Source organism: Terribacillus halophilus, assembly GCF_900101385.1.
Lineage (GTDB): Bacteria > Bacillota > Bacilli > Bacillales > Amphibacillaceae > Terribacillus > Terribacillus halophilus.
Window position 1 is genome coordinate 190,752 of sequence record NZ_FMZB01000006.1, and the last position, 24,704, is coordinate 215,455.

At 45.6% G+C, this 24,704-nt stretch carries 23 protein-coding genes; 14 read left to right on the top strand and 9 right to left on the bottom strand.

The genetic code is table 11. The features are described from left to right. The first annotated feature begins 44 nt into the window (after positions 1-44). Complete coding sequence (locus BLQ53_RS12080) at positions 45-713, top strand: class I SAM-dependent methyltransferase (protein WP_093727571.1); 669 nt, start codon at positions 45-47, stop codon at positions 711-713. On the opposite strand, the gene BLQ53_RS12085 is transcribed toward BLQ53_RS12080, so the two are convergent. Together BLQ53_RS12085 and BLQ53_RS12090 are read right to left on the bottom strand one after the other, a co-directional pair. Next, positions 679-2,229, bottom strand: coding sequence for a glycosyltransferase (locus tag BLQ53_RS12085; RefSeq protein ID WP_093727572.1), 1,551 nt, complete (start codon positions 2,227-2,229; stop codon positions 679-681). The genes BLQ53_RS12080 and BLQ53_RS12085 overlap by 35 nt on opposite strands. Before the next feature lie 367 nt (positions 2,230-2,596). After that, entirely contained in the window at positions 2,597-3,988 is a 1,392-nt protein-coding gene (locus BLQ53_RS12090; RefSeq protein WP_244499339.1) for a S1C family serine protease, read from the bottom strand. Positions 3,989-4,167: 179 nt separating this feature from the next. Between BLQ53_RS12090 and BLQ53_RS12095 the strand changes: the two genes are divergently transcribed. The 4 genes from BLQ53_RS12095 to BLQ53_RS12110 all read left to right on the top strand — a co-directional run bounded on the left by BLQ53_RS12095 (position 4,168) and on the right by BLQ53_RS12110 (position 8,565). Then, positions 4,168-4,860 carry a response regulator transcription factor gene (locus BLQ53_RS12095; protein WP_093727573.1) on the top strand — a complete coding sequence of 231 codons (693 nt, stop codon included), beginning with the start codon at positions 4,168-4,170 and terminating at the stop codon, positions 4,858-4,860. After that, positions 4,857-6,173 (top strand): sensor histidine kinase, encoded by a 1,317-nt coding sequence (locus BLQ53_RS12100; protein ID WP_093727574.1) that lies wholly within the window; start codon positions 4,857-4,859, stop codon positions 6,171-6,173. The genes BLQ53_RS12095 and BLQ53_RS12100 overlap by 4 nt, the downstream gene beginning before the upstream one ends. 100 nt (positions 6,174-6,273) lie before the next feature. After that, the gene (gene typA / locus BLQ53_RS12105; RefSeq protein ID WP_093727575.1) at positions 6,274-8,100 is read left to right on the top strand and encodes a translational GTPase TypA; all 1,827 of its coding nucleotides are present in this window, start codon (positions 6,274-6,276) and stop codon (positions 8,098-8,100) included. 162 nt (positions 8,101-8,262) lie between these two features. Then, positions 8,263-8,565, top strand: coding sequence for a YkvA family protein (locus BLQ53_RS12110; RefSeq protein ID WP_093727576.1), 303 nt, complete (start codon positions 8,263-8,265; stop codon positions 8,563-8,565). 51 nt (positions 8,566-8,616) lie between these two features. Here BLQ53_RS12110 and BLQ53_RS12115 read toward each other — a convergent pair whose 3' ends face one another. From BLQ53_RS12115 to BLQ53_RS18970, 6 genes are all read right to left on the bottom strand, one after another. Then, on the bottom strand, positions 8,617-10,008 hold the full coding sequence (locus BLQ53_RS12115; RefSeq protein ID WP_093727577.1) for a sucrose-specific PTS transporter subunit IIBC: 1,392 nt from the start codon (positions 10,006-10,008) through the stop codon (positions 8,617-8,619). Positions 10,009-10,035: 27 nt separating this feature from the next. Beyond that, on the bottom strand, positions 10,036-11,502 hold the full coding sequence (locus BLQ53_RS12120; RefSeq protein WP_244499340.1) for a glycoside hydrolase family 32 protein: 1,467 nt from the start codon (positions 11,500-11,502) through the stop codon (positions 10,036-10,038). Positions 11,503-11,621: 119 nt separating this feature from the next. Continuing rightward, the gene (locus BLQ53_RS12125) at positions 11,622-12,623 is read right to left on the bottom strand and encodes a LacI family DNA-binding transcriptional regulator (protein ID WP_342005193.1); all 1,002 of its coding nucleotides are present in this window, start codon (positions 12,621-12,623) and stop codon (positions 11,622-11,624) included. Between the two features lie 46 nt (positions 12,624-12,669). Further along, positions 12,670-13,986, bottom strand: coding sequence for an ABC transporter permease (locus tag BLQ53_RS12130; RefSeq protein WP_093727578.1), 1,317 nt, complete (start codon positions 13,984-13,986; stop codon positions 12,670-12,672). Next, the gene (locus tag BLQ53_RS12135) at positions 13,983-14,681 is read right to left on the bottom strand and encodes an ABC transporter ATP-binding protein (protein ID WP_093727579.1); all 699 of its coding nucleotides are present in this window, start codon (positions 14,679-14,681) and stop codon (positions 13,983-13,985) included. The genes BLQ53_RS12130 and BLQ53_RS12135 overlap by 4 nt, the downstream gene beginning before the upstream one ends. Before the next feature lie 105 nt (positions 14,682-14,786). Beyond that, entirely contained in the window at positions 14,787-14,924 is a 138-nt protein-coding gene (locus BLQ53_RS18970) for a hypothetical protein (protein ID WP_170829684.1), read from the bottom strand. 91 nt (positions 14,925-15,015) lie between these two features. Between BLQ53_RS18970 and BLQ53_RS18765 the strand changes: the two genes are divergently transcribed. The 8 genes from BLQ53_RS18765 to abc-f all read left to right on the top strand — a co-directional run bounded on the left by BLQ53_RS18765 (position 15,016) and on the right by abc-f (position 23,101). Next, the gene (locus BLQ53_RS18765) at positions 15,016-15,273 is read left to right on the top strand and encodes a hypothetical protein (RefSeq protein WP_139180877.1); all 258 of its coding nucleotides are present in this window, start codon (positions 15,016-15,018) and stop codon (positions 15,271-15,273) included. Between the two features lie 13 nt (positions 15,274-15,286). Next, the gene (gene argS, locus BLQ53_RS12140; RefSeq protein WP_425288304.1) at positions 15,287-16,972 is read left to right on the top strand and encodes an arginine--tRNA ligase; all 1,686 of its coding nucleotides are present in this window, start codon (positions 15,287-15,289) and stop codon (positions 16,970-16,972) included. Between the two features lie 197 nt (positions 16,973-17,169). Then, positions 17,170-18,309 (top strand): CapA family protein, encoded by a 1,140-nt coding sequence (locus tag BLQ53_RS12145; RefSeq protein ID WP_093727581.1) that lies wholly within the window; start codon positions 17,170-17,172, stop codon positions 18,307-18,309. 63 nt (positions 18,310-18,372) lie between these two features. Continuing rightward, positions 18,373-18,693 carry a thioredoxin family protein gene (locus tag BLQ53_RS12150; protein ID WP_093727582.1) on the top strand — a complete coding sequence of 107 codons (321 nt, stop codon included), beginning with the start codon at positions 18,373-18,375 and terminating at the stop codon, positions 18,691-18,693. A 129-nt stretch (positions 18,694-18,822) separates the two neighbouring features. Next, positions 18,823-20,163: an Nramp family divalent metal transporter gene (locus BLQ53_RS12155; protein ID WP_093727583.1), complete on the top strand. Its 1,341-nt coding sequence runs from the start codon at positions 18,823-18,825 to the stop codon at positions 20,161-20,163. Positions 20,164-20,250: 87 nt separating this feature from the next. After that, positions 20,251-21,144, top strand: a complete 894-nt coding sequence (locus BLQ53_RS12160; protein ID WP_093727584.1) for a YegS/Rv2252/BmrU family lipid kinase — start codon at positions 20,251-20,253, stop codon at positions 21,142-21,144. 64 nt (positions 21,145-21,208) lie between these two features. Next, positions 21,209-21,316 (top strand): RAxF-45 family protein, encoded by a 108-nt coding sequence (locus BLQ53_RS19460; protein WP_353615327.1) that lies wholly within the window; start codon positions 21,209-21,211, stop codon positions 21,314-21,316. Between the two features lie 168 nt (positions 21,317-21,484). Next, positions 21,485-23,101, top strand: coding sequence for a ribosomal protection-like ABC-F family protein (abc-f, locus tag BLQ53_RS12165; protein WP_093727585.1), 1,617 nt, complete (start codon positions 21,485-21,487; stop codon positions 23,099-23,101). Between the two features lie 145 nt (positions 23,102-23,246). Here the strand turns inward: abc-f and BLQ53_RS12170 are convergent, their stop codons facing one another. Continuing rightward, positions 23,247-24,134: an SDR family oxidoreductase gene (locus BLQ53_RS12170; RefSeq protein ID WP_093727586.1), complete on the bottom strand. Its 888-nt coding sequence runs from the start codon at positions 24,132-24,134 to the stop codon at positions 23,247-23,249. A gap of 192 nt (positions 24,135-24,326) precedes the next feature. Between BLQ53_RS12170 and BLQ53_RS12175 the strand changes: the two genes are divergently transcribed. Then, a complete protein-coding gene (locus BLQ53_RS12175) occupies positions 24,327-24,560 on the top strand; it encodes a glutaredoxin family protein (RefSeq protein ID WP_093727587.1) in 234 nt (77 codons plus the stop codon). The last annotated feature ends 144 nt before the right edge of the window (positions 24,561-24,704 follow it).

Consider the following 24,704-nt stretch of genomic DNA (forward strand, 5'->3'; position numbering starts at 1 on the left):
ACGTTGGTACTACACGTCATGTATTCTAAAAAAGGGGTTGAAGCATGTTGACAGAGGCATGGACTTCGAGATTTTTCAAGCACGAGGATCGGGCAGCGCGGGACTTTGTGCTGAAATTACCGGATGCTTGGTGGAGCCGCAGCTATGAATATGGATGGGCAGCTTCTTTTGTGGAAGCAGAAGATATCGTATTGGATGCGGCTTCCGGAATCAGTCATCCGTTCAAGTTTCATTTGGCAGCCTCAGCTAAAACAGTCTATGCATGTGATATAGATAGCAGGATTACCGATGATCAAGCGATTTTGGATGATGTTACCAGGGAATTTGGACCGCAGGAAGCAGCGCGTTTGCCTGAAGGTATTCTTCAAAAAATTCATCGTGCCGAAGCAGACTTGACGTCATTACCGTATGAAGATGCTTTTTTTGATAAGATTTTCTGTATCTCGGTGATGGAACATCTGGATGTAAGTGTACAAAAGCGCGCTTGGGAACAATTCGGCCGCACCTTGAAGCCGGAGGGGCACGTTATTATGACATTCGATTATCCAACCGTCGAGATCGGCATCCTCGAAACATTGGCTGAACTTGCCGGGTTTGAATATGCCGGTCCAGTCGATTCGGAAATGCCTGCAGGTGCTTTATTCGATGACCGATGGGGGCGACTGTACTGCTATCGCGCTATTTTTCGGAAGAAGAAACCTCCGTCCACTTGATCAAGTTCGGGTAAGGGTCAAGAATGCTCTCATATTGCTCTTTCTGACCATAGAGAGCTTTGGGGTCCTGCTGGCGATAACGTTCATATTTCCGAATGCGATCTTCCGTTTTGGCCCAGCCAAAATGCTTGATGCGGGTAGCGCTTAGGCCGTTCGGCAGCTGGAAGATATTCTCGGGGAAGCGGCCGCAGTGTACTGGGGTATCCAGCCACTTGTAAGGAAATGCAGGCTGATAGCGCAGCAAAAAAGGACGATAGAATAAATGTGCCTGCCAATACTGATCTTCCCGATAATGCTCTTCATCCCAGAAATCATATAGACGAAACGAATATAGATCAAGGCCAGCTTGGTTCAGCAGCTGGTCTTTTTCTGTGAGAAAGGTGCTGTCCAGTACTTCATCAGCATCGAGATTAAGAATCCAATCAGGCTTGGCAGCAATCGTTTCCTCCCACTGCTGTTTCCGAAGCGCCACTTCATTGCTGAAAGTGGATGCAGGATTTTCGATCAGTTTCAATGGAACATCATATTCCTCGCAAAGCTGTCTGCAAATGGTTTTCGTATCATCTGTGCTGTGATCATCGATGATGACGGCTTGATCGACTGCGGGAAGGGAAGAACGCAGGGAACGCTCCAAAAAACGATCAGATTCATTTTTGACAATCATGGATAAAGTGAGCGTGTTGCTGCTAGTCTTTGTAACCCGAACATTATAACCGGGCCATTCATTCTCCCATCGGAAGGCGGGGAGCTTCGCTAGATCGGTCTTTCGGTAAAGATGGAACGCTGGGTAATGTGTATCCACATATAAGGGGATGTCGAGTGCGGCTGCACGGATGCAGAAGTGGCGATCTTCCCCCCAAAACGAAAGATTCGGAATTTCCCCGAAGTGGACACCCTTCTCCAACGCTTCCCTGCTGATCAGTGTGCAGGCACCAAGACCGCCAACTTCGTATAATCCAGGCTGTTGCATTTGTTCAAGGAATTTTTGATGCCGATCTATCGTTTCTTCTTCGGATAACGATTCGCCCCGGTGAATTAGAAATTGATCATATTCATCTTTCAGCCAGACTTGGGGCAGGGCTTGCGTGCCAGGCTGCCACGCTGTCCAAAAAATGCAGGAGATGATATCTTTTTGGTTCGCAAGCAATTGTTCCAAGGTAGCAGGGTGCAGGATGATATCGGAATCGACGAAAAAGATATAGTCCATTTTCTGCTCGATTGCATAAGCAATGAGCTTATTTTTCAATGCAGCAACTTTCCATATCAGAGCTTCCGTCCAGTAATGTGTGTGCTCATCTTTATGGTAAGTATCGGCTGTTTTGGATGGCAGAATGACGGCGTCGTTTTCTGCGGCAAAATCATGAAGTAAAGAACTGGATTCTGGGTCGTCATTATCGTCCACAAAACAGTAGGAGATAGATAAGTCCTTTGTTTGCAAGCTTTTGAGGGAATTCAAGTAGACGGTTAATATGTCGGGATCCTGTTTGACGGTGGTGCCGATCAATACGTTATACATGCATCATGCTCCTTTATGTAATCTGTTTATACTGTATTATCTGCAAGCATGGCATGTGCCTGTTCAGCTGGTTTTAACAATCTTTTTTCTTATCAGCTGCAGGAGTTGATTTTGTGAAGCTGCCAGCGGTGAGTGTGAATGAGCAGTTGATACGTGTCTTTGTGATTTCGTATGATATAAGCCAATACCCTTTTCGACCAATGATCTGATGTTACAAAAAAGGCGATCACCTACATTATTCAGGTGATCGCCTTTTTTATGGAAAGCTCTGGGGGGAGCGTATTCGGCCGCGAAGATGACATTTGGGGATATCATGTTTAGTTTTGTTTATGCTGCGGCCTTCATCTATCTGATCAATAAGCTGGGCTTATTGTTGTTGTTGCTGTTGGGTAGATTGTTCGGATTGCGTTGTTTGTTCTTTGGCTAATGTTAGTTTGGTTGTTTCTTTCTTTCCATCGCGATAATACGTTACGGTTACCTCATCACCGATATCCTTATCGGAATAAAGGTACGAGCGCAAGTCGACCATGCTCGTGATATCTTGGTCATCAATCTTCGTAACGACATCGTATTGCTGCAGGCCAGCTTCTGCTGCTGGAGAATTCTCCACCACTTGAGCCAGCACGACACCTTGTGTCACGTCTTCCGGCAGGTTCAATGTTTGCTGCGCATTAACATGCGGTACTTGATCGAGGCTGACTGCCCCAATGCCGATGTAAGGACGTTCTACTTTTCCGGAAGTCTCCAATTGATTGATGATTGGTTTGGCTGCATCGATCGGAATGGCGAAACCGATTCCTTCCACTTCTTCTTGGGCAATCTTCATAGAGTTGATACCGATCACTTCTCCGTTTGCATTAATGAGCGCGCCACCGCTATTACCAGGGTTGATTGCTGCATCTGTCTGTAATACTTCTGTTACCCAATCTTCTGTGCCATCATTATTGGAATCCACTGCTACGGAGCGATCCAACCCGCTGATGATGCCTTGTGTAACGGAACCTGCGAACTCGGCTCCTAATGGGTTGCCGATGGCAATTGCCTGCTGACCGACCGTCAAGTCATCTGAAGTACCGAATGTAGCCACAGTATCTACATTGGTTCCATCGATTTCAAGTACAGCTAAGTCGCTTATTTGATCTGTTCCAAGCAATGTAGCTTTTTCTTTTCCACCATTGGCTAGTGTGACTTCCAAGCTGGAGGCTCCATCGACTACGTGGTTGTTTGTAACGACGTATGCCTTGCCGTTTTCTTTCTTATAGATGACACCTGAGCCGGAACCAGCTTCTTCGGATTCAGAGAACAGATCAGTCTGCTGCAGGTTTTCAACACCTACTACTGCTGCCGATGCATCCTGAATCGCAGTGGTCAGGTTCTCGGTACTTGTTTGCGTTGCTAATGTCTTATTGCTTGATTGTGTTGTTGATGTATTATCTGTCCCCATGGTTGCGGGACTGGCTGCATTGGAGCTGAATGATATCACATTTGTAAAAACAAGAATGGCAACAATTGCAAGTACCAGGATGCCGCCTGCAATTCCGCTGATGAAGCTCGTCCATACTTTTCCTTTTTGTTTTGGCTGCTGCGGTTCTTTGATTGGTTCATCCACTTGTATTGCTTGTCTGTATTTGGTCGTTCCTTCAGTATGATCAGAGCCTTCGTGTTCATTGTCCATAAAAGACCGCTCTTGCTCTAATGATGAGTCATGCTGCTGTCCTTCTGGCTGCTCATTGAATTGATTGTCATTTTCTCTATTCATGTAAGACACCTCTTTCGTGTTGTGTATGCGTCGTTCTATACTACACATTCTACTGTCTGGTTTTGGCATCTTTTCGGAGCAATTATGTAAAATATGTGGAATGGACAATTGACAGGAAAGTCTTTTCTTTTTGCGATTTTGTGGGAAAATAACCGTAGAGAGGAAAGGGGTACGACAAAATGACGCATCATATAATCGTTGTCGAAGACGATCAAAATATACGGAATATAGTAGAAGCTTATTTGAAAAAGGAAGGCTATCAGATCAGCGTCGCCGAAACAGCGGAGCTGGCACTAGAAATTGCCGATAAAGAAACGCCTGATATGTGGATCATGGATATCATGCTGCCAGGTATGGATGGATACGCACTCTGCAATAAAATCCGTCAGACAAGTGAAGTGCCGATCATCATCATCTCGGCAAAGGATGAAGAAATCGATCGAATCCTCGGTTTGGAGCTTGGTGGGGATGATTATCTGACCAAACCATTCAGCCCGAGAGAATTGGTTGCACGCGTGAAGCGCCTGTTCAAGAGGTGGAACCTGCAAACAAATCAGGAACCGCAGCAAATGAAACAAATGGACCTCCAAGCAGGTGACTTGCAGCTTCAATTAGGAGAACGCCGTATCTACTGGCATGAGGCAGAGATAGAAGTAACGGCGAAAGAATTCGAGATGCTTGTGATCCTTGTCCAGAATCCGAACCGAGCTTTCTCACGTGATGAATTGCTGACACAAGTATGGGGGGAAGACTATTTCGGCAGTGATCGCGCCGTTGACGACTTGGTCAAACGACTGCGCAAGAAGATGGACGGCATCCCGATCGAAACAGTCTGGGGCTTTGGTTACCGATTCAGGATGAGTGAGGCATGAGACTGAAGACACAGCTGAATATTGCATTTACAACCCTATTGATTATTGTGATGGGCTTCACAGCTATTACGCTGTATTCGCAGCTTAGGGGACTGCTGGTTACGAATGAAACGAGGCAGCTAGAGGAAAGCGGGCAGATTTTAATCACGGCGATCAGCGGTGTAGATACGATTCCTGCTGCTACACTTGATTCCATGCTTAATAATTTGGATCTCAAAATGTTCATTTATAACGAAGAAACAGAGCAAGTGACCTATACCAACCTTGTTCGGTCTGATGCAGAACGATTTGCAGATAAATATGATACTGCTCCAACTCATAAGAACACTATCTGGCAAGAAAATCGAAATAGTTATGTAGTTAAATCAATCAGAACCAGCGAAGATCAAAACATGGTCATCCTCCGTCCGATACGTGAATTGGAAGAAGTGCAGCAAAGTTTCTTTCAGCGTATTTTTCTTGTGTTTTTGATCGGTGTCATGATAGCCATCTTAATCAGCACTTATCTGACACAGCGTCTTGTCAAACCACTCACGGAATTAAAATATCAGCTGAAAAAAATCGAACGGCGTGAATTCGATAATATAAAATCAGTCAAAGCAAGCGGTGAAATCAAAGAAGTAGAGCAAAGCGCCATCGAGATGGCCAAGGAATTGAATCGCTACATCACATCCCAGCGTCAATTCTTCCAAAACGCAAGTCATGAACTGAAAACACCGCTCATGACTATTCAAGGCTACGCAGAAGGAATCAAAGACGGTGTCTTCACAGGCAAAGATCAGGAACATGGACTGGAAGTCGTTGTGTCCGAAATCAAGCGTTTGAAACAGCTTATCAACGAAATGATCCTGTTGGCCAAGCTCGACAGTGAAGAAGGTATTTATAAAGAAGAGCAGATTGAAATCAAGGAACTGGTCGACTTGACCATTGACCGCGCCTTGCCGCTTGCAAGCGACAAAGATATCCAACTTACTTACAACAAACCTGCTGCAATTGTAATTAATGGGGATAAGGAGAAACTGCTTCGGGCAATGATGAATATAACGTCCAATGCCATCCGTCATGCCAACAGCAGGGTGCATATCTCTGTGCAGCCAAGCAGCATCAGGCAAGTAGAAATTACCATCAACGATGATGGAGCGGGTATTGCAGAGGAATTGATGCCGAATATGTTCCAGCGCTTTGTCAAAGGTGAAGGCGGAGAAACAGGACTTGGCTTGGCTATTTCGCGTGCCATCGTGGAACGGCATAACGGTATCATTCGAGCTGGGAAATCGGATTTGGGCGGAGCAAGCTTTACAATAATATTATAATGTTAATGTTTACCTATCCTATTGTACGGGTCATGAACTGTGGTATAATTAACAAGTTGTAGTCGGTTAGGATTACATGAAGAAGAGGAGACATGTATACATGCAATTAAGAGAAGATATTCGCAATATCGCGATTATTGCCCACGTTGACCACGGGAAAACGACTTTGGTCGATCAGTTGCTTAAATATTCTGGTACGTTCCGTGACAATGAACACGTGGATGAGCGTGCAATGGATTCCAACGACATTGAAAAAGAGCGTGGAATCACAATTTTGGCGAAGAACACTGCGATTAATTATAACGATACACGCATTAACATATTGGATACACCAGGACACGCCGATTTCGGTGGAGAGGTGGAACGCGTACTGAAAATGGTAGACGGCGTTTTGCTTGTCGTGGATGCATACGAAGGCGCAATGCCACAGACTCGTTTCGTATTGAAAAAAGCTTTGGAGCAAAAGCTTACCCCGGTTGTAGTCGTGAACAAAATCGACAAACCGAGTGCACGTCCTGAACACGTCATCGATGAAGTACTCGATCTCTTCATCGAGCTTGGTGCGGATGATGATCAGCTTGAGTTCCCAGTTGTTTATGCTTCAGCATTGAACGGTACTTCCGGTGAAGAACCAGACGGGCAAGTGGAATCCATGGATGCCATCTTTAAAACAATCATGGATAACATCCCGGCTCCAATCGATAACGCTGATGAAGGCTTGCAATTCCAGGTTACCATCCTGGATTACAACGACTTCCTTGGCCGTATCGGTGTTGGCCGTATCTTCCGTGGTTCCGTCAAAGTCGGTGATCAGGTTGCCTTGATGAAAAAAGACGGTTCCGTGAAGAATTTCCGCATTACGAAACTATTCGGCTTCATTGGTTTGAAACGCATCGAGATCACGGAAGCAAAAGCTGGTGATATCGTTGCAGTTGCTGGTCTTGAAGACATCAACGTTGGAGAGACTGTCTGCTCCGTGGATCAGCAGGAAGCATTGCCGGTTCCGCGTATCGATGAACCGACATTGCAGATGACATTCCTAGTGAACAACAGCCCGTTCGCAGGTAAGGAAGGTAAATATATCACTTCCCGTAAAATCGAAGAGCGTCTGCTTAACCAGCTTGAGACAGATGTAAGTCTTCGTGTAGAACCAACTGATTCTCCTGATGCTTGGACAGTATCCGGTCGTGGAGAGCTTCACCTTTCCATCCTGATCGAGAACATGCGTCGTGAAGGCTATGAGCTTCAGTTGTCCAAACCACAGGTAATCCTGAAGGAAATCGACGGCAAAACGTGTGAACCGGTAGAACGTGTACAAGCGGATGTACCGGAAGAATACACTGGAGCAGTCATGGAGTCCCTAGGTTCCCGTAAAGGGGAAATGGTCGACATGATCAACCAAGGTAACGGTCAAGTACGCCTTGAGTTCCGTGTTCCTTCCCGTGGATTGATCGGATATTCTACTGAATTCATGTCCCAGACGCGCGGATTCGGTATCCTGAACCACACATTTGATGGGTATGAACCTGTTGTTGCCGGCCAAGTGGGCGGAAGATCCAAAGGTGTGCTTGTTGCCCTTGAACAAGGTAAAGCATCCACTTACGGTATCATGAAGTTGGAAGACCGCGGTGTCATCTTCGTACCGCCTGGTACAGATGTGTATGCTGGTATGATCGTTGGAGAACACAGCCGTGACAACGATCTTACAGTTAACATCACTGTGGAAAAACACTTGACTAACGTCCGTTCTGCGACGAAGGACCAAACGTCCACTATTCGTAAAACACGCGACTTGTCCCTTGAAGAGGCAATCGAGTACTTGAACGATGATGAGTATTGCGAAGTAACGCCGGAGTCCATCCGCCTTCGTAAGAAAATCCTTAACAAGAACGAACGTGAAAAAGCAACGAAAAAGAAAAAAGCATAAGTTAAGAGAGCTCAGCATGTTGATGCTGGGCTCTTACTTTACGTTAAAATAGTTAATTGTGGAATTACTACCCAATGCAATTCCTCTCCCAGGAACTTGTGAAAAAGTCCGGTATCCCTTAAAATGGGAACAGCTCCACTTGGGGCAGAAAGGAAGGATGATATGACCAGACTATGGAGCAGGCTCCGTTTTCTGTTCAATTTCCGCAAATCGATTCCATTTCTGAAAGCCTTCTTTACAGCTAAAGAGGTGGCAGCAGCCAAGAAGGTAACCGCCATTGCATTGATCGTCCTGTACTTTGTCTTCCCGTTTGATTTGATTCCGGATTTCCTTATCGGAATTGGTATCGTGGATGACTTGGCAGTCGCAACATTCATCCTGCAGCTTATCATCAAGATGGCTCCTGCAACTATTAAAGCGAAGTATGACGTTGACCGAAACGATAATAAGGTTATAGATATATGAGAAAGCGCCCAGTCGGGCGCTTTTTCTGTTTGCATCGTTCGAAAGGGCGGTTTACAGCTTCCGTGAATCTTTATAGCCGAACATCCAAGTCAGCGTGAAGGCTACCGCCATGGCAGCCAAATTGACCAGAATATACAAAGGGAGCTGACTATTTAAATAGAGCAAGGTTCCAGGTATGACAGTCACACTCATTCCTGTTCCAGCTAAATCGAATAGAGAAGCAAGGAAACCTCCGACACCTCCGCCAATCAACCCCATGATAAAAGGCTTGATGAATCTTAAATTGACTCCAAAGATAGCCGGTTCCGATATACCAAGAAATGCGGAGAAGGAGGATGGGAGTGCTAGCGCTTTCAATTTAGCATCCTTTGTTTTAAGGCCAACTGCCAGACAGGCAGCACCTTGCGCAGCCATACCGCATGTAATGATCGCATTGAAGGGGTTCATTCCACGATTTTCTAATAGCTGTATCTCCAGGAAGTTGAAAATATGATGCACACCGGTGACCACGACTAGCTGATTGAGAGAGCCGATCAATAATCCAGCAATTCCAAATGGTAAATCCAATACTGCTAATGTACCAGCCAGGACAAGATCCTCCAAGGAATGGAAGATTGGACCAATAGCAAACAGTCCTAGAGTAATCATGATCGTCAATGTAAGGAAGGGGGTAAGAATCAAATCAAGTGCTTCCGTTATGCGACGACGTAATGCTTTCTCTAACTTTGCACCGATCAGTCCGATGAAAAAGGCAGGCAATACAGATCCTTGATAACCTACCACAGGTATAAAACCAAATAGAGTAATGGCTTCAGCGGACCCATTTGCTACTTCGTATGCATTGGGTAAAGCAGGATTGACAAGCATGAGACCAAGTACGATACCTAAAACAGGGCTTCCGCCGAATACTTTAAAAGATGACCAAGCGACTAGTGCCGGTAGAAAGGCAAATGCAGTATCAGTCAGAACTTCCGTAAATAAGAGAAAGTTCGCCGGAATATCTGCCGGAGCCAAACCGAACAGATTGAGAATTTGATCCTGTGTCAGCAGACCGCGAAGTCCCATGAATAAACCAGTCGCAACGAGGACAGGGATGATCGGCACGAAGACATCCCCGAAAGTACGGATTGCCCGTTGGAAAGCGGAACCTTCTTTTTTAGCAGCTTGTTTGACGTCCTGTACAGAAGCACCACCGATACCGATTGATTGCAATTCATCATGGATTTTATTCACGGTACCGGTACCGAAGATGATTTGATATTGTCCAGAGTTGAAAAATGCACCTTTGACCTTATCGATATTTTCGACTTTATCCTTATCAATCTTTTCCTTATCATGTACGACAATCCGAAGGCGAGTTGCACAATGCGCCAATGAGGCGATATTCTCTTTTCCTCCGATGGCATCGATGACTTCTTCAGCAATTTTCCTGTTTTCTGTCATTATATATCACCCTTTCAGGATTAATATCTAACTGTAAAGCCACTGCACTGCGTCGAATGTTGCCTTTCCTCCTTCCGTGAAGAAGGTGACGCCATTACTGTCCTTTGCTGGAAATAGTCTTGCTGTCATGACGGCTTCTCCGTCATTGATGAAAATCTCAACGGATGATTGGTCGACAAATAATCTGAGCTTTATTTTTTTTGCATCGAATGCATAACGTCGAATGTTTCCATTTTCACTTTTCATTGCCGCACCTGATCGGGTTCGGTCCAGGACAAGATACTTAGAAACAGCGTCATAATAAAGCAGTGTCTCTTCCGTATCCCCAACTCGAAAAGCAATTCCGGCCTTTTCAGCATCCTCCATACACAGTTCGCAAATTAATTCATAGGATGAACCATTTATTTCTTCGAGCTCGATTTTGGCATCTTGTACTGTATGAGCAGCAGTATATTTCTCTTTTCGAAGCAGCTCCAATTCTTTGACAGGCCGCTGCAGCAGTCTGCCATCTTGGATGGTAAGTTCTCTCGGGAGCGTAAGGCAATGTGCCCAGCCATGCGCATCTGTCGGATAAGTAGTATCGGGAAGTCCCATCCATCCGATGAGGATACGCTTTCCTTCAGGAGAAAGGGTGGTTTGCGCAGCATAAAAATCAAACCCTCGATCCAGTTCCATGAAGCTGCCATGCTGAAAGTGCGGTTTTTCGGGATTGATTGGTTCGCCTATCAAAAATCCGGCTTGATGAATATTCTCAAAACGATCCTCTTCGGCAGATAATCCTTGTGGACAAAAGAGAAGCACACCTTTTTCGCCTAGTTCGAAGTAATCAGGGCATTCCCACATATATCCGAAATCAGCAAGGGAAGTTTCCAGCTCCCCGATGAATGACCAAGTAAGCAAATCATCCGATCGATAAATCAGCACACATCCTGTTTGGTTCAGCCGCTGTGCACCTAAAACAGCATAGTAGCGATCAGCTGCTTTCCACACTTTTGGATCGCGGAAGTGGGCGGTATAGCCTGGAGGAGGGGCATCAATGACTGGGACTTCTTGTTTTGTTATATGCCCTTGTTTATCTAACACGGCAAGACATTGATAGGGATGTCTCACCCACTCTTCATCCCGGGTATTCCCAGTGTAAAAGAGGTAGAGCTTGCCTTCCTTAGCCAAGGCACTGCCTGAGTATGCACCATGTGAATCATACTGTCCGCCAGGTTCTATCCCAATTCCCTCATCTTTCCAATGAATCAAATCGGTCGAGGTTACGTGATACCAATACTTCATTCCATGAACCGGCCCGAATGGGTGCCACTGATAAAACAGATGGTACTGGCCATTATAATAGACAAACCCATTCGGATCGTTCAATAATCCGGTGGTGGGCTGAATATGATAGTGCTGACGCCATGGGGAGGCATTGACCTGCTTTGCCAGGTTTTTTAATTCATCAGGCGCAGCATCCGATAATAAACGGTATTTATCTGAATTCGTCACCTTATCACTACTTTCCAAATGGAGTTTCGGAACCGGTTCCAAAATGAATGAAAAAAAACCAAAGATTCGAGTTCGTTTATGTTGGAACCGGTTTCTTTGGTACTAGCATATACTGTGGCTTATATTATGTCAACGCTTTCACGTTTTTTTAACTGCACAGGATAAATAGTGAGATTCTCACAGTATTCCTCCTCGACAAGCTGTACAATTTTTTCACCAGCTTTTTTCCCGGAGTCAAGGTAATCGTATGTAACCGTAGTTAAAGCTGGTGTGACAATCTCTGCTGTATCATAGCCCCCAAATCCCGCGATCGATATATCGTCAGGGATTCGAAGGTTTAATTGATGTGCTGCTTTGATGATACCCAAGGCGATATTATCGGTTGCCCCGACAATCACTGTGGCTTCTGTTTCGGAAAGGAAGCTTTGTGCCAACTCCATCGCATCCTGCATCCGAAAGCTTGTTTCCAGATAATCTGCCTGGCAGTCATGACGTTCCAAAGCTTCGCGGAAACCGCGTTTCCTTTCGATTCCGACAGCAATATCACGTTCCGTAACACCGAGATAAATGATGTGACGGTGCCCGTTGTTTATGACATATTCCCCCATCATCTTTCCTGCCTCATAATCATCGTGTATCAAACTGGGGAGTAAAGGGTGCTGCTGCCCCACTAATAGAGTTGGTATATTTGCTTCTTTTATTGCGTGCAAGTGTTCTGCAGTGATTTGTGTAGACATGAGGATGATGCCGGCAAGCTTCTGCCTGGCAAAGTTATGAATTGCTTCGATTTCCTGGCTGACCTCTTGATTGGCACTTGCAATCAGCAATTGATAGCCCTGTCTGCGCAAGGAATCATCAATCCCCATCATCGTATGAGATGCTGCAAAGGAATCCAGACGAGGCACGATGATACCGATCATGGCCGTTTTTTTAGCCTTGAGACTTTGAGCAAATGTATTTGGTACATAATTTTGTTCAATTATGATACGTTCCAGCTTCTTCTTTGTGGCTGAACTGACAGAACCGCCATTCAAATAACGGGATACCGTACTTTTTGAAACGCCAGCCAGATCTGCAATATCCGCTATAGTCTTCATCTTTTCTTCCCTTTCAAAAAGCAATGGTTTTCCTCAGTATACTATGAGAATGGCGGACTTGTCATAGACACTAGATCTCACGCCGCAATGCGCGTAGTACGTCTACATTCGTTGCCTGTTTTGCTGGTCTTGATCCGGACAGGACAGTGACAATCAGGCAGATTGTGATGCTGATTGCTACTAACAGGAATGGAATGGACGACAGCTGCAAGGTGCTGGGGATTTCCTCATTGAATATCTGCTCCAAGATGACGGGGACCCCTGCATTGACGATGAAGCTGATCAGATAAGCAACTGTTGTTCCGATCAAGGCACCAGCCAATCCGATGAATGTGCTTTCCATGAGGAAAATCTGTTTGATGGTCTTAGGATTGGCTCCAATCGCTTTCATGATGCCGATATCTGGTGCACGTTCGGTTACTGCCATTGTCATCGTATTATAAATGCCGATGGAGGCAATCAAAACAGCAATTGTGCCGACAATAATAAGCCCGGCCTTGACGACGTTGAAAAGAATATTGATATTTTTAAGTTCCTCCAAATTCGAATAAGCGAGATAGCCTTTCTCTTCCAGAGTGGTAAGGATGCCTTCCACTGCTTCTGCATTGACTGCATATACTTCCGCTTGGTCGTATAAAGGATCTCCTTGTTCTGTAACACTTTCTGTTACACCCAACGCTTTATCGAGCTTATTTTTCAGTGCGGGAGTTGTTTTTACGGAGTTCGTGTAGAGATATTCGTTCGCCGGTGCTGCTTCAATCCCGACAATCTCGACTTTTTCCGTTGCTGTACGAGGCTTGCTTCCATCCTCCGGAAAGGTAGAAGCTTCGAGTTCGATCTCCTTGCCCAGAAGATCCTCTTGGTAGCGATGCTCGGATTTAATCGTTCCATCGTCAGCATACTTGTCTTTATCTTCCAAACCATCTTTGCCTAGGAGTGCTCCAAAGTCACTGCTGACAACGATCTCATTCTCGGCTTCTGGCAATCTCCCGCTGCCAAGCTCCAGTCCCGCTTGCTTTTCGCTTTCGAAATCGACTGCGATAGCAGATGGCATATCATTCGTGTATCCGTCCAGATGAAAGCTGGTTTCGCCTAAATTTTGGATTTGCCGTACTGCCCTGACATCTTCAATCTGCTTCAATTCGGCAATGTTCTCGGTCGTAAAGCCCAGCTGATCTTCATCACCGGTACCGTAAATATCAATTTTGGTTACTGCTCTGCTTTCCATTTCGTCCTTGATCAAGGAATCATGCAAGCCAAAGCCGACAGAAGCCAGGACAATCAAGAAACAGCTTCCCATAGCTGCTGCGAGTATCGTCATGAATACGCGAACTTTATTCTTCTTCATATTTTGCTGTACGAACCGCCACTTATCTCCGAATGTCATACCGGCATCACACCTTTCACCTTCAACATCTGTCCATCTTTGATTTCCAGCTGCCTGTCCGCAATCGCTGCAACTTCCTGATCATGCGTAATCAAAAAGAACGTAATGCCGTTTTGTTCGTTCAGTTTCCTGATCAGCGTAAGCAGTTCAGCTTCGGTATCACTATCCAAGCTGCCCGTAGGCTCATCTGCCAAGATCAGTGGCGGATCGAGGATAAGTGCCCTGGCGATGGCAACACGCTGCTGCTGTCCGCCGGATAACTCGGAAGGGTAATGATCCGGGTATGCTTCCAGCTCCACTTGGCGCAATATCTCAGCGACTTTTTGTTTGCGCTCTTGTTTGGCTGTTCCATTCAAGATGAGCGGCAGTTCGATATTCTGGGCTGCTGTCATACTCGGAATTAGCTGGAAGTTTTGAAAGATATAGCCGATATGCTGCAGACGGAAGTCGGCCAATTTGCCTTCATCCCAGCCAGTGATCGTTTTTCCATTTATCACGACTTGCCCGCTGGTTGGCTGGATAAAGCCTCCGATAATATGCAGCAAAGTCGATTTACCGGATCCGCTTTTACCGACAAGGCTGACGATTTCACCTTTTTCCACGTGTAAGTCTATTCCGTGCAATACGGGTACAGTCGTTTCCTTCGCTTTTTTACCCATCGTGTAATGATGGGACACTTGCTTGATCGTTATCATTTTTTTTCTCCTCCTGTCTTGCTTCTATAAATAATGACGGAAGCAAGGAGGAAAAGTATTCAAAAAAAATCCTGCTGTTTTTGTTTGACAGCAGGATTTCCACACTTATTTGTTTTTCTTCTTACGGAAGCCGCCGGCGATATCCGCTTGTTTGAATTCTTTGCGGAATGCGACTTCACGGGCATCAGATAGACTGATACCATTCATCCGTACAGGCTGATAGTTGCCATATTGCTTAGCCATGCGATCATCCTCCTTTTTACGGGTTATCAAAAGTGTTCCCCTGACTATTGTGTTCTAAACAAGGGTTGCATCTTTTGTCAGAACAGCTATAATGAAAAACAATATATATTTGCCGATAAGAAAGAGAGTACTGCAGCTGGAAACAAAAGCGAGTCCCGGACGGTGGAAGCGGGATGTGGAAGGTAGCAGGAACCGGACTTTCTTGGCTGTAGTCCTGAACGTACGTGAAGTAGGGGCTGCCGGGAGCTATCATTCCCGTTATCCAATTGAGCAGGTCCGATCAGGACAATTAGAGTGGCACCGCGGATATACCGTCTCTTCCAAGTGGAAGAGGCGGTTTTTTATTTGAAGGAGGAAGTGGGATAATGTACAAACAGATTGCAGCAGAATTACTGGCTAAATCTTTAAACAAATCAGCAGAAGAAATCGAGGAGCAAATGGAGCGACCGAAGCAGCTGCAGCATGGGGATTATGCTTTTCCGTGCTTTGCTTTGGCGAAAGAAAAAAGGCAAGCACCGCAAATCATCGCAGCTGAACTAGCTAACGATCTATCACATGATGTATTTTCTGGCATTACGGCAAGGGGTGGCTATGTCAACTTCAAGCTCGATAAACAAATTGCCGGCAGCCGCGTTTTGCGCAGTATCCATCAGCAACGTGAGCGTTACGGAAGCGCAGCTGTTGGCCAGGGGCAGGTAGTCGCAATCGATCTATCTTCTCCCAATATTGCCAAGCCCTTCTCCATGGGTCATCTGCGCTCGACCGTCATCGGGAACAGCATCAGTCTGCTGCTGGAAAAGCAAGGGTATGAAGTTGTCAGGATCAATCATGTCGGTGATTGGGGGACACAATTCGGCAAGCTTATGTGTGCGTATGAAAAATGGGGCGAGGAAGCAAAGGTCCGTTCCAATACGATTCCGGAGCTGTTGAAGCTCTATATACGCTTCCATGAAGAAGCCGCCAATGATGAGCAGCTGGAGCAGGAAGGCAGGGAATGGTTCCGAAAATTGGAGCAGGGCGATGCATATGCCAATAAGCTCTGGCGCTGGTTCCGTGACGCGTCGATGGAGGAATTCGAGCGTGTGTATCAGCTGATGGGCGTGCGATTTGACTCCGATGCGGGGGAAGCTTTTTATAATGACAAAATGGAACGAGTCATTGAGGAATTGGAACAGAAGAAACTGTTAAGCTGGTCGGAAGGAGCGCAAGTAGTCCGTTTGGATGAACAGGAGCTTCCGCCCAGCCTGATCAAGAAAAAGGATGGTGCCACACTATATGCAACACGTGACCTAGCCGCGGCTATTTATCGCAAGGAAACATATGGATTTTCCGAGAGTCTGTATGTTGTCGGTCATGAACAGAGCTTGCATTTCCGACAGCTGAAGCTGGTACTCAAGAAAATGGGATATGAATGGGCAGATGGAATCAGCCATCTTTCATTTGGTATGGTATTGCAGGATGGAAAGAAAATGTCAACCAGAAAAGGAAAGTTGGTGCTGCTTGATAAAGTGCTGAAGCAGGCGATTCAGCTGGCAGCCGCTAATATTGCCAAGAAAAATCCTGAATTGGCAGATAAGGAGGAAGTTGCAAGGCAGGTCGGCGTAGGAGCAGTGTTATTCCATGACTTGAAGCACGAACGCATACGTGATATCGAGTTTTCACTGGAAGATATGCTTCGTGTAGAAGGTGAGACGGGACCATATGTGCAATATACGCATGCTCGAGCATGTACGCTGCTTACGAAAGCAGGTGACATCCGCTGCGATTCAGAAGTTGCAGCAGCCATTGCCGCGGATGCTTGGCCGATACTTTCCCTGCTGATGCAGTTCCCGGAAGCAGTGGCCGATGCGATCGCCAACCATGATCCTTCCCGTATCGCAAAATACGTGATTGATCTTGCCCAAGCGTTCAACAGTTACTATGGAAAGGTCCGCATTTTGGATGAAGATGATGACCTTGGTGCTCGCCTGGCCATTGTCAAAGCTGTGGCAATAGTTTTGGCAGAAGGACTGCGCCTCCTTGGTATTGCTGCACCGAAACAGATGTGATCATCAGCTCCGGATAAGATTTCTGGTAACAGGATATCGCTTTGACATCGGGGCAGGGATAGGTGCCATCACCTTGGAAATGGAATTTTTTATCGTTTTTATATTCAAGATTTTTCACCTTTTATGCAAAACAGACTATTTTTTATGCGAGCCTCCGCTTATAATACGGTTAAATAACAGGAACAGGCGGATTACGCATGAAAATTAAAGCATTCTTTGTCATATTGTCGAGTTTTGTCATCTTAGCAGCGTGCAGTGGCGGTGTTCCCTTAGAGCAGCCAAAAGCGATGCATGCAGTACAGCAGAATATAATTGAGCTGGAACCGAAAGAACCGCCAGTCATTTCATCATCGATCTCCATTACAGCCGTTGGTGACGTGCTCTTACATAGTTCTATCTATTCAGAGGCGAAAAATGGGACAGGTTATGATTTCGATCCGATGTTTGGGGATATCAAACCTTATCTTGGAGAATCGACACTTACCGTAGCAAATCAGGAGTCGATCATGGGCGGGGAAGCATTGGGTATCTCCTCTTATCCGACATTCAACAGTCCCGATGAAATAGGAAATACATTGAAGGACGTCGGGGTGGACGTAGTCACAATGGCCAATAACCACACACTTGATCAAGGGGAAGCTGGTGTGGAACATGCAACAGCACAGTATGAAAAAATCGGGATGGCATATACTGGAGCGTATCGAAACAAGGATGATAGTGAAAAGCTAACAATAGAAAAAACAGAGGGAATTTCTGTTGCCTTCCTTAGTTATACGTATGGGACGAATGGTATTGCTATACCTGACGGAAAAGATTATCTAGTCAATCTGATTGACAAGCAGAAAATAAAAGAAGATATCAAAAAAGCAAAACAGGAAGCAGATGCTATCATCGTAAGCTTACATTTTGGTATCGAATACGAACATGACCCCAATGATGAACAAAAAGAGCTGGCCCAATATGTTGCTGACCAGGGAGCGACAGCGGTATTAGGCTGTCACCCGCATGTGCTGCAGCCGGTTGAATGGCTGACAGGAAAAGATGGAAATAAGACACTTGTCATCTATTCGCTGGGGAATTTCATTGCAGCACAGGAAGAAACGGATCGACGTATAGGAGCTGCGTTTCAATTTGATATTGTGAAGGATGGCAAAAAGGCAACGGCAACGTCCCCAAAAATGCTGCTGACATACTTATCTTTCACGGATTGGCATCATTATCGTATTGAGCCGATGTATCAGCTTCCGGAACTGAAACACGAGTATGAGGAGAAGAAAACGCATATGGCAAAGCTTGCTCCTGACCTTTCTTTTATGGAAGAAAGTCCATCAAGCTAACTGCTTGATTCCCTTTCGTAGGTACCGTATCTTTAGAAAGAAAGCAGAAGGGGGAAACAGATAATGGAACAAATCAATACAAAAGAAAAGTTCAACGAAATCATCATGAGTGAAGAACCGGTCATCGTTAAGTTCTTCGCAGATTGGTGTCCGGATTGCACACGCATGAATATGTTTATCGATCAGGTGCTTGCGGAATATGGCAATTATAAATGGTATGAGCTGAATAATGATGAAGTACCTGATGTTGCAGCGGAACAGGAAGTGATGGGGATTCCAAGTATCCTCCTCTTCCAGAATGGTGAAAAGCTGGCGCACTTGCATAGCGCAAACGCGAAGTCTCCTGAAGAGGTTATCGCGTTCCTTCAACAGCAGCTTGGATGAGGAATCAGCTGAGAAGCTTCCCTGAATCAGCAGGGAAGCTCTTTTTATATACACGCATATCTTTTCTTTGACTAAAAAAGTTTCCTTTGGTAAACTTGCGCTAACAACAACTAGAAAGAAGCGATCTTTATGAATAAAGAACGAGATAAAGACTGGCTCAAAAGGGCAGGGAATGCAAGTTTAGAGGAGTCGAACCATAGTGTAGCCATTCCAGAGAATGGCGGCTTTTTCAAAAAACTCTTCGCTTTTATGGGGCCAGGTGTCCTGGTGGCTGTTGGTTTCATTGATCCGGGTAACTGGGAGACTTCCATATCGGCAGGATCGTCTTTTGGCTATATGCTGCTGGCGGTCGTCTTGCTTTCCAATTTGATTGCCATGCTCATGCAAGGACTTGCTGCCAAGCTTGGGATTGTTACTGGTCGTGATTTAGCACAAGCGACAAGGGATGCTTTTTCTCCGAAAGTGGTCGTGGTGCTTTGGTTACTGACGGAGCTGGCAATCATTGCAACGGATTTGGCCGAGGTATTGGGATCTGCCATAGCATTGAACTTGCTTTTTCATATCCCGATCACAGCAGGTATCATCATCACAGCTTTGGATGTGCTCTTGCTGCTTTTATTACAGAAAAAAGGATTCCGCTGGATGGAGGCGATCATCACCGTTTTGATGATAACCATTGCGGGCTGTTTCTTATTCGAAATGATATTCTCCCATCCGGCTCTTTCAGAAGCATTGAAAGGCTATGTCCCTTCCCCGGAAATAGTTACTGATCCATCGGTTTTGTTTTTGGCGCTTGGTATTCTCGGGGCAACGGTAATGCCGCATAATCTGTATTTACATTCTTCCATCGTCCAGACAAGGAATTACCAGGATACAGAGAAGGGTAAAAAGGAAGCTGTCCGTTTCGCATATATCGATTCGACCTTCTCACTCGGCGTAGCCTTCTTTGTCAACTCGGCGATTCTGATTCTTGGTGCAGCGGCCTTCCATACGATCGGACAGCATGTGGAAGGAATCGAGGATGCGTACAAGCTGCTCAGTCCGGCAATCGGTGCTGGTGCGGCCAGCTTCTTGTTCGGGTTCGCGCTGCTTCTGTCTGGTCAGTCTTCGACCATTACGGGAACGCTGACAGGTCAGATCGTCATGGAAGGATTCATCCAATTTCGGATGAAGCCATGGGTCAGACGACTTGTCACAAGAATCATCGCGATCATACCCGCACTCATCGTAGTGGGAATTTACGGTCCTTCCAGCACGGGTGATTTGCTCGTCTGGAGTCAGGTGATACTTAGCCTGCAGCTCTCCTTTGCTGTCATTCCGCTTGTGCTGTTCACAAGCAGCAAGAAAAAGATGGGAGCATTCGTAAATAAACCGCATATCAAGGTGCTGGCATGGACGGCGACAGGATTGATTGTCTGTTTGAATGCATTCATGCTTGGCTATATGATCGTGACAGGGCATGCTTTATAAAGCCGGTTTCCAGCCGGCTTTTTTTATTTGCCAAAGTTTAGACAATCCAATATACAGGGAACGATAATAAGGAAGGAGAGGAGAACGATGCAAACTTTCAAACGCGCTGTATATATAGTGAATGGGAATATGGATAATGACCAAATCGAACGGGAACTCGCACAGACGCTGCCAAAGCTAGCAACTGCGATCAAGCAGTTTGAGATCATGCAAACGAAGGATTTGGAAGAATTGGTGAGCTACAGTCAGCAATCTGCTGCACATATAGATTTAATGATCATTCATGGGGGCGATGGTACCATCCATCAAGTGATCAATGCAATCGCTTCTTTGCCGAAGCGTCCGACAATCGCCATCATTCCAGGGGGGACCTGCAATGATTTCAGCCGCATGCTTGGTCTTCCGCAGAATTTGGGAAAGGCAACTGATGCAATCGTTCGCGGAAACACCACTGCTATTGATATTGGTCAGTACGGAGACAGATACTTTCTGAATTTCTGGGGGGTAGGACTGATTGCGGATGCCTCGAACAATATCGATGAAAATCAGAAAGCCCGTCTTGGTGTGCTGTCCTACTTTATCAGCACTTTAAAGACAGTCAACCAAGCAGAGCCATTTGCATATGAGCTGGAAATTGACGGAGAAAGACTTACTGGGGAAGCAGTCATGCTTTTGGTGATGAATGGTCGTTTTATTGGTACGAGAGAATTCGCAGGATCAGATATCCGACCTGATGATGGAAAACTGCATGTCTTTGTCGTGAAGAATTCCAATTTGACCAGCTTTAAGGAACTACTTCAAATCAAGCAAGAAAAAACGGATCTTTCAGAGCTTAACGAAGTAGCTATGTTAGAGGCCGAGAAAATCCGCTTTCTTTCTCCAAATGGCAAACCGATCGATATGGACGGGGAGGTTTATCGGGAAACACCTGGTGAGGTGAAAGTCTTACCAGCTCATCTGGATATGATAATTGGAGAATAGTTTGACAATTAAGTGCCATATCTTCTATAATAGAAATACTTATTATGAAAAGGAGGGGAATCAGATGTTGCACACACTTTCGCGTGAAGCCGATCAGAATCTATTGCATCGCCGCGCGATTATTCATGGTTTTGTTGGTAACGGGATACGTATGCCCTTTTTTACCAACTGAATAATGGATAATGTGCAGGATCTATTTCTCTACGACACGACTGAAAAGAATAGCGTTTCAAGAGGACCACACCCTGCGTGTGGTTTTTTTGTACTCTTTTTTCGAGTCGATTCAGAGTCAGACAGTCTTGCTGTTTGGCTTTTTTTAATAGGAAAAGGAGCGGATATCATGTTGATTACATTGAAGGATGTCAAGAAAATCATGGGTGGCAATATATTGTTTGAAAAGCTCAACCTGGAGCTTAAACCAGGGGAAAAGCTCGGTTTGGTCGGAAGGAATGGCAGCGGTAAATCAACTATTTTCAAATTAATTACTGGCACGGAAGATTGTGACGACGGGCAAGTATTCATTCGGAAGCAAGCTAAAATCGGTTACTTGGAACAAATCCCCACTGGTCATGAGGGTACAGTCAAGGATTACTTAATGGGAGCTTTTGAAGAGCTGAGTGTTTTGCAGGAGAGAATGCGGAAGCTGGAAGTAGAAATGCTGGATCCGGATAAATTGGATAAAGCATTGGCCGCATATGGAGAGATACAGAACGCATTTGCAGAAGCTGGGGGTTATGAAATGGATGCGCAGATTGCGCGGACAGCAAATGGTCTGCATATTGCCCATTTGCTGGAGGAACCATTCGCCCGTCTTAGTGGAGGGGAAAAAACGAAAGTGGGCTTGGCATATGTTCTCCTGCAGCAGCCTGATTTGCTGCTGTTGGATGAGCCGACGAACCATCTCGATTTATCGGCGATTGAATGGCTGGAAAACTTCCTTGCAAACTATGCGGGAGCCGTATTCATCATATCGCATGATCAATACTTTCTGGATGCAACTGTCTCGCGAATTGCTGATTTGGAGGATGGGGAAGTGACTGTTTATACTGGCAATTTCACGTCCTATTTGAAACAAAAAGAAGCAAAGCTTTTGCAGGAATTCGAAGCATACAAAGAGCAGCAGAAGAAAATCAAGAAAATGAAGGAGACAATCAAGCGACTGAAATTATGGGCGAACCAGGCTAATCCGCCAAACGAAGGGTTGCATAAGCGTGCCCGTAATATGGAGAGAGCATTGGAGCGAATGGAGAAGCTATCCCGACCGAATATCGATCCAGCCAAGATGAAACTCAAGCTTGCTGCCGATGAACGTAGCGGGGAGGATGTCATCCGCTTGGAATCCATCAGCAAGCGTTTTGGTGACAGGGAAGTGCTGCGGAATATCATGCTGCACGTGCGCTATAAAGAAAGATTGGCCATTGTCGGAGATAACGGCAGCGGAAAATCGACTTTAGTCAAGATAGTTCTTGGTACTTTGGAGGCTGACGATGGGAGTATCAAGGTGGGGAGTTCGGTAAGGGTAGGTTACTTGCCGCAGCACCCTTTGGAGGAAGCTGATCCAGCTATGCGGATGATTGATTATTTCCGGACTGCCATTTCTGTAACCGAAGCCCAAGCACGGCATATGCTGGCAGCCTTCTTGTTTTATGGTTACGCGGTATTCCAGCCAATCGGACGATTGAGCGGCGGAGAAAGAATGCGGCTGAAGCTGGCAATTTTCATGCATCAAGGTATCAATCTGCTCATCTTGGACGAACCGACAAACCATTTGGATCTGGAATCCAGAGAAGTGTTGGAGGAAGCGCTTGGGCGTTTCGATGGGACAGTGATCGGTATCAGTCATGATCGGCATCTTTTGAATACTTGCTTTGATCAAACAGCTTACCTGGAAGATGGGTCACTGCATCGACACCCGGGTAATTATGAACAGACGAAAGCCCATTGGAAAAGCATATAACGACATCTTCTCAGACTATTAAAAAGTGTTGAGAAATCAAAAAGGCAGAGGGTAACCTATGACATGTAGGCACCTTCTGCTTTTTAACCTTACTTCTTTAGGTTTGTTCGTTTTTCAGTGATCTTTATTTACTCGCCATCTTTCTTTATGCAGTCGGAACGCCGCCAGTGATGCTATATACCTGTGCGGTAACATAACTGGATTCCTCGGATGCTAGGAAAACGTATACGCTGGCAAGCTCGACAGGCTGTCCGGCACGACCGATAGGAGTTTCTGGCGTGCTGGAGCCGAATTCCGGGATATTATCCTGCAGCTGCCCGCCGGAAATCTGCAACGGAGTCCAAATCGGGCCTGGCGCAACGGAGTTCACCCGAATGCCTTTATCAGCGATCTGTTTGGCCAAACCTTTCGTGAATCCGATAATCGTGCTTTTGGTTGCCGCATAATCCAACAGCATCGGGGAAGGGTTAAAGCCTTCCACAGAAGTTGTTGTAATGATGGAAGATCCTCTTGGCAAATGCGGCAGAGCAGCTTTTGTCAGCCAGTATAATGGGTAGACGTTTGTCTCGAATGTAGATTTCAGCTGTTCGGTAGTCAAGTCAGCAATGTCCTCGACAGCTTGTTGCTTACCAGCGACAAGTGCAAGGATATCAAGACCGCCTAGTTGTTCGACTGCTTCTTCCACCAGCTTATAGTTAAATCGCTCGCTTTTAAGATCTCCAGGGATAAGGATGGCTTTTCTTCCCTCTGCCTCGACCAATTCTTTTACTTCCTCGGCATCGGGCTGCTCCTCTGGGAGGTAGTTGATGGCAACGTCTGCGCCTTCCCTGGCATATGCAATCGCAGCTGCACGACCGATACCGGAGTCGCCGCCTGTTACCAGTGCTTTTCGGCCAGTCAGTTTACCGGCCCCTCGGTAGCTTTCTTCCCCACAATCAGGCTTTGGATCCATTTCTTTTTGCAGTCCAGGAGGATCTTGGAATTGTTTAGGGAAAGTATCGTGGTAGTATTGTGTTATTGGATCTTTTGGCATATGAAGACAGCTCCTTTTATCGTTGTATATGATATTGATACCACGTACCAGATAACTCAAACTGTATTTTCGCAATGTAAAGGGTTGCATGAAGAAATAAAAGAAATTATGTTGGGAATGGGTTTAAAGTACTAGAAGTCAGGGTATTATTTGACAGGACCTTAACTTCTTAGAAAATAAAGGAGAGTGTTCATGAGGCATCGCGAGGTGGAAGTATACATCAGTGATGATTGCAGACAATGCGAGCAAGTAATAGATCAGCTTAAAAAATGGAACATCCATTACACTGTTAAAAATATCACGAATTCACCGGCTTTCTTGAAAGAGATGCAGGCACATTCCATATATAGTGTACCGCTTGTCTTGATAAATGGTGAGAAAGTGCACGGTTTTCAAAAAGACAGAATTCAACAGTTGCTTGGCTAATCAACAGAATGCGGACCATTCGGACTCATTTTTAGCTATTGTGCAAAAATCACGCACACGCGATGTTTTTTGCTTTCTTTTTATTCTTGGTAATAACGCCCTCCCTTCGCCTGACATAGGATAAAGGAGAACCAGGAAAGGTGT

Excerpts from the sequence above, each read along its gene's own strand:
- BLQ53_RS12080 (WP_093727571.1), top strand. The coding sequence starts at position 45 with ATGTTGACAGAGGCATGGACTTCGAGATTTTTCAAGCACGAGGATCGG.
- BLQ53_RS12085 (WP_093727572.1), bottom strand. The coding sequence starts at position 2,229 with ATGTATAACGTATTGATCGGCACCACCGTCAAACAGGATCCCGACATA.
- BLQ53_RS12090 (WP_244499339.1), bottom strand. The coding sequence starts at position 3,988 with ATGAATAGAGAAAATGACAATCAATTCAATGAGCAGCCAGAAGGACAG.
- BLQ53_RS12095 (WP_093727573.1), top strand. The coding sequence starts at position 4,168 with ATGACGCATCATATAATCGTTGTCGAAGACGATCAAAATATACGGAAT.
- BLQ53_RS12100 (WP_093727574.1), top strand. The coding sequence starts at position 4,857 with ATGAGACTGAAGACACAGCTGAATATTGCATTTACAACCCTATTGATT.
- typA (WP_093727575.1), top strand. The coding sequence starts at position 6,274 with ATGCAATTAAGAGAAGATATTCGCAATATCGCGATTATTGCCCACGTT.
- BLQ53_RS12110 (WP_093727576.1), top strand. The coding sequence starts at position 8,263 with ATGACCAGACTATGGAGCAGGCTCCGTTTTCTGTTCAATTTCCGCAAA.
- BLQ53_RS12115 (WP_093727577.1), bottom strand. The coding sequence starts at position 10,008 with ATGACAGAAAACAGGAAAATTGCTGAAGAAGTCATCGATGCCATCGGA.
- BLQ53_RS12130 (WP_093727578.1), bottom strand. The coding sequence starts at position 13,986 with ATGACATTCGGAGATAAGTGGCGGTTCGTACAGCAAAATATGAAGAAG.
- BLQ53_RS12135 (WP_093727579.1), bottom strand. The coding sequence starts at position 14,681 with ATGATAACGATCAAGCAAGTGTCCCATCATTACACGATGGGTAAAAAA.
- BLQ53_RS18970 (WP_170829684.1), bottom strand. The coding sequence starts at position 14,924 with ATGGCTAAGCAATATGGCAACTATCAGCCTGTACGGATGAATGGTATC.
- BLQ53_RS18765 (WP_139180877.1), top strand. The coding sequence starts at position 15,016 with ATGAAAAACAATATATATTTGCCGATAAGAAAGAGAGTACTGCAGCTG.
- BLQ53_RS12145 (WP_093727581.1), top strand. The coding sequence starts at position 17,170 with ATGAAAATTAAAGCATTCTTTGTCATATTGTCGAGTTTTGTCATCTTA.
- BLQ53_RS12150 (WP_093727582.1), top strand. The coding sequence starts at position 18,373 with ATGGAACAAATCAATACAAAAGAAAAGTTCAACGAAATCATCATGAGT.
- BLQ53_RS12155 (WP_093727583.1), top strand. The coding sequence starts at position 18,823 with ATGAATAAAGAACGAGATAAAGACTGGCTCAAAAGGGCAGGGAATGCA.
- BLQ53_RS12160 (WP_093727584.1), top strand. The coding sequence starts at position 20,251 with ATGCAAACTTTCAAACGCGCTGTATATATAGTGAATGGGAATATGGAT.
- BLQ53_RS19460 (WP_353615327.1), top strand. The coding sequence starts at position 21,209 with ATGTTGCACACACTTTCGCGTGAAGCCGATCAGAATCTATTGCATCGC.
- abc-f (WP_093727585.1), top strand. The coding sequence starts at position 21,485 with ATGTTGATTACATTGAAGGATGTCAAGAAAATCATGGGTGGCAATATA.
- BLQ53_RS12170 (WP_093727586.1), bottom strand. The coding sequence starts at position 24,134 with ATGCCAAAAGATCCAATAACACAATACTACCACGATACTTTCCCTAAA.
- BLQ53_RS12175 (WP_093727587.1), top strand. The coding sequence starts at position 24,327 with ATGAGGCATCGCGAGGTGGAAGTATACATCAGTGATGATTGCAGACAA.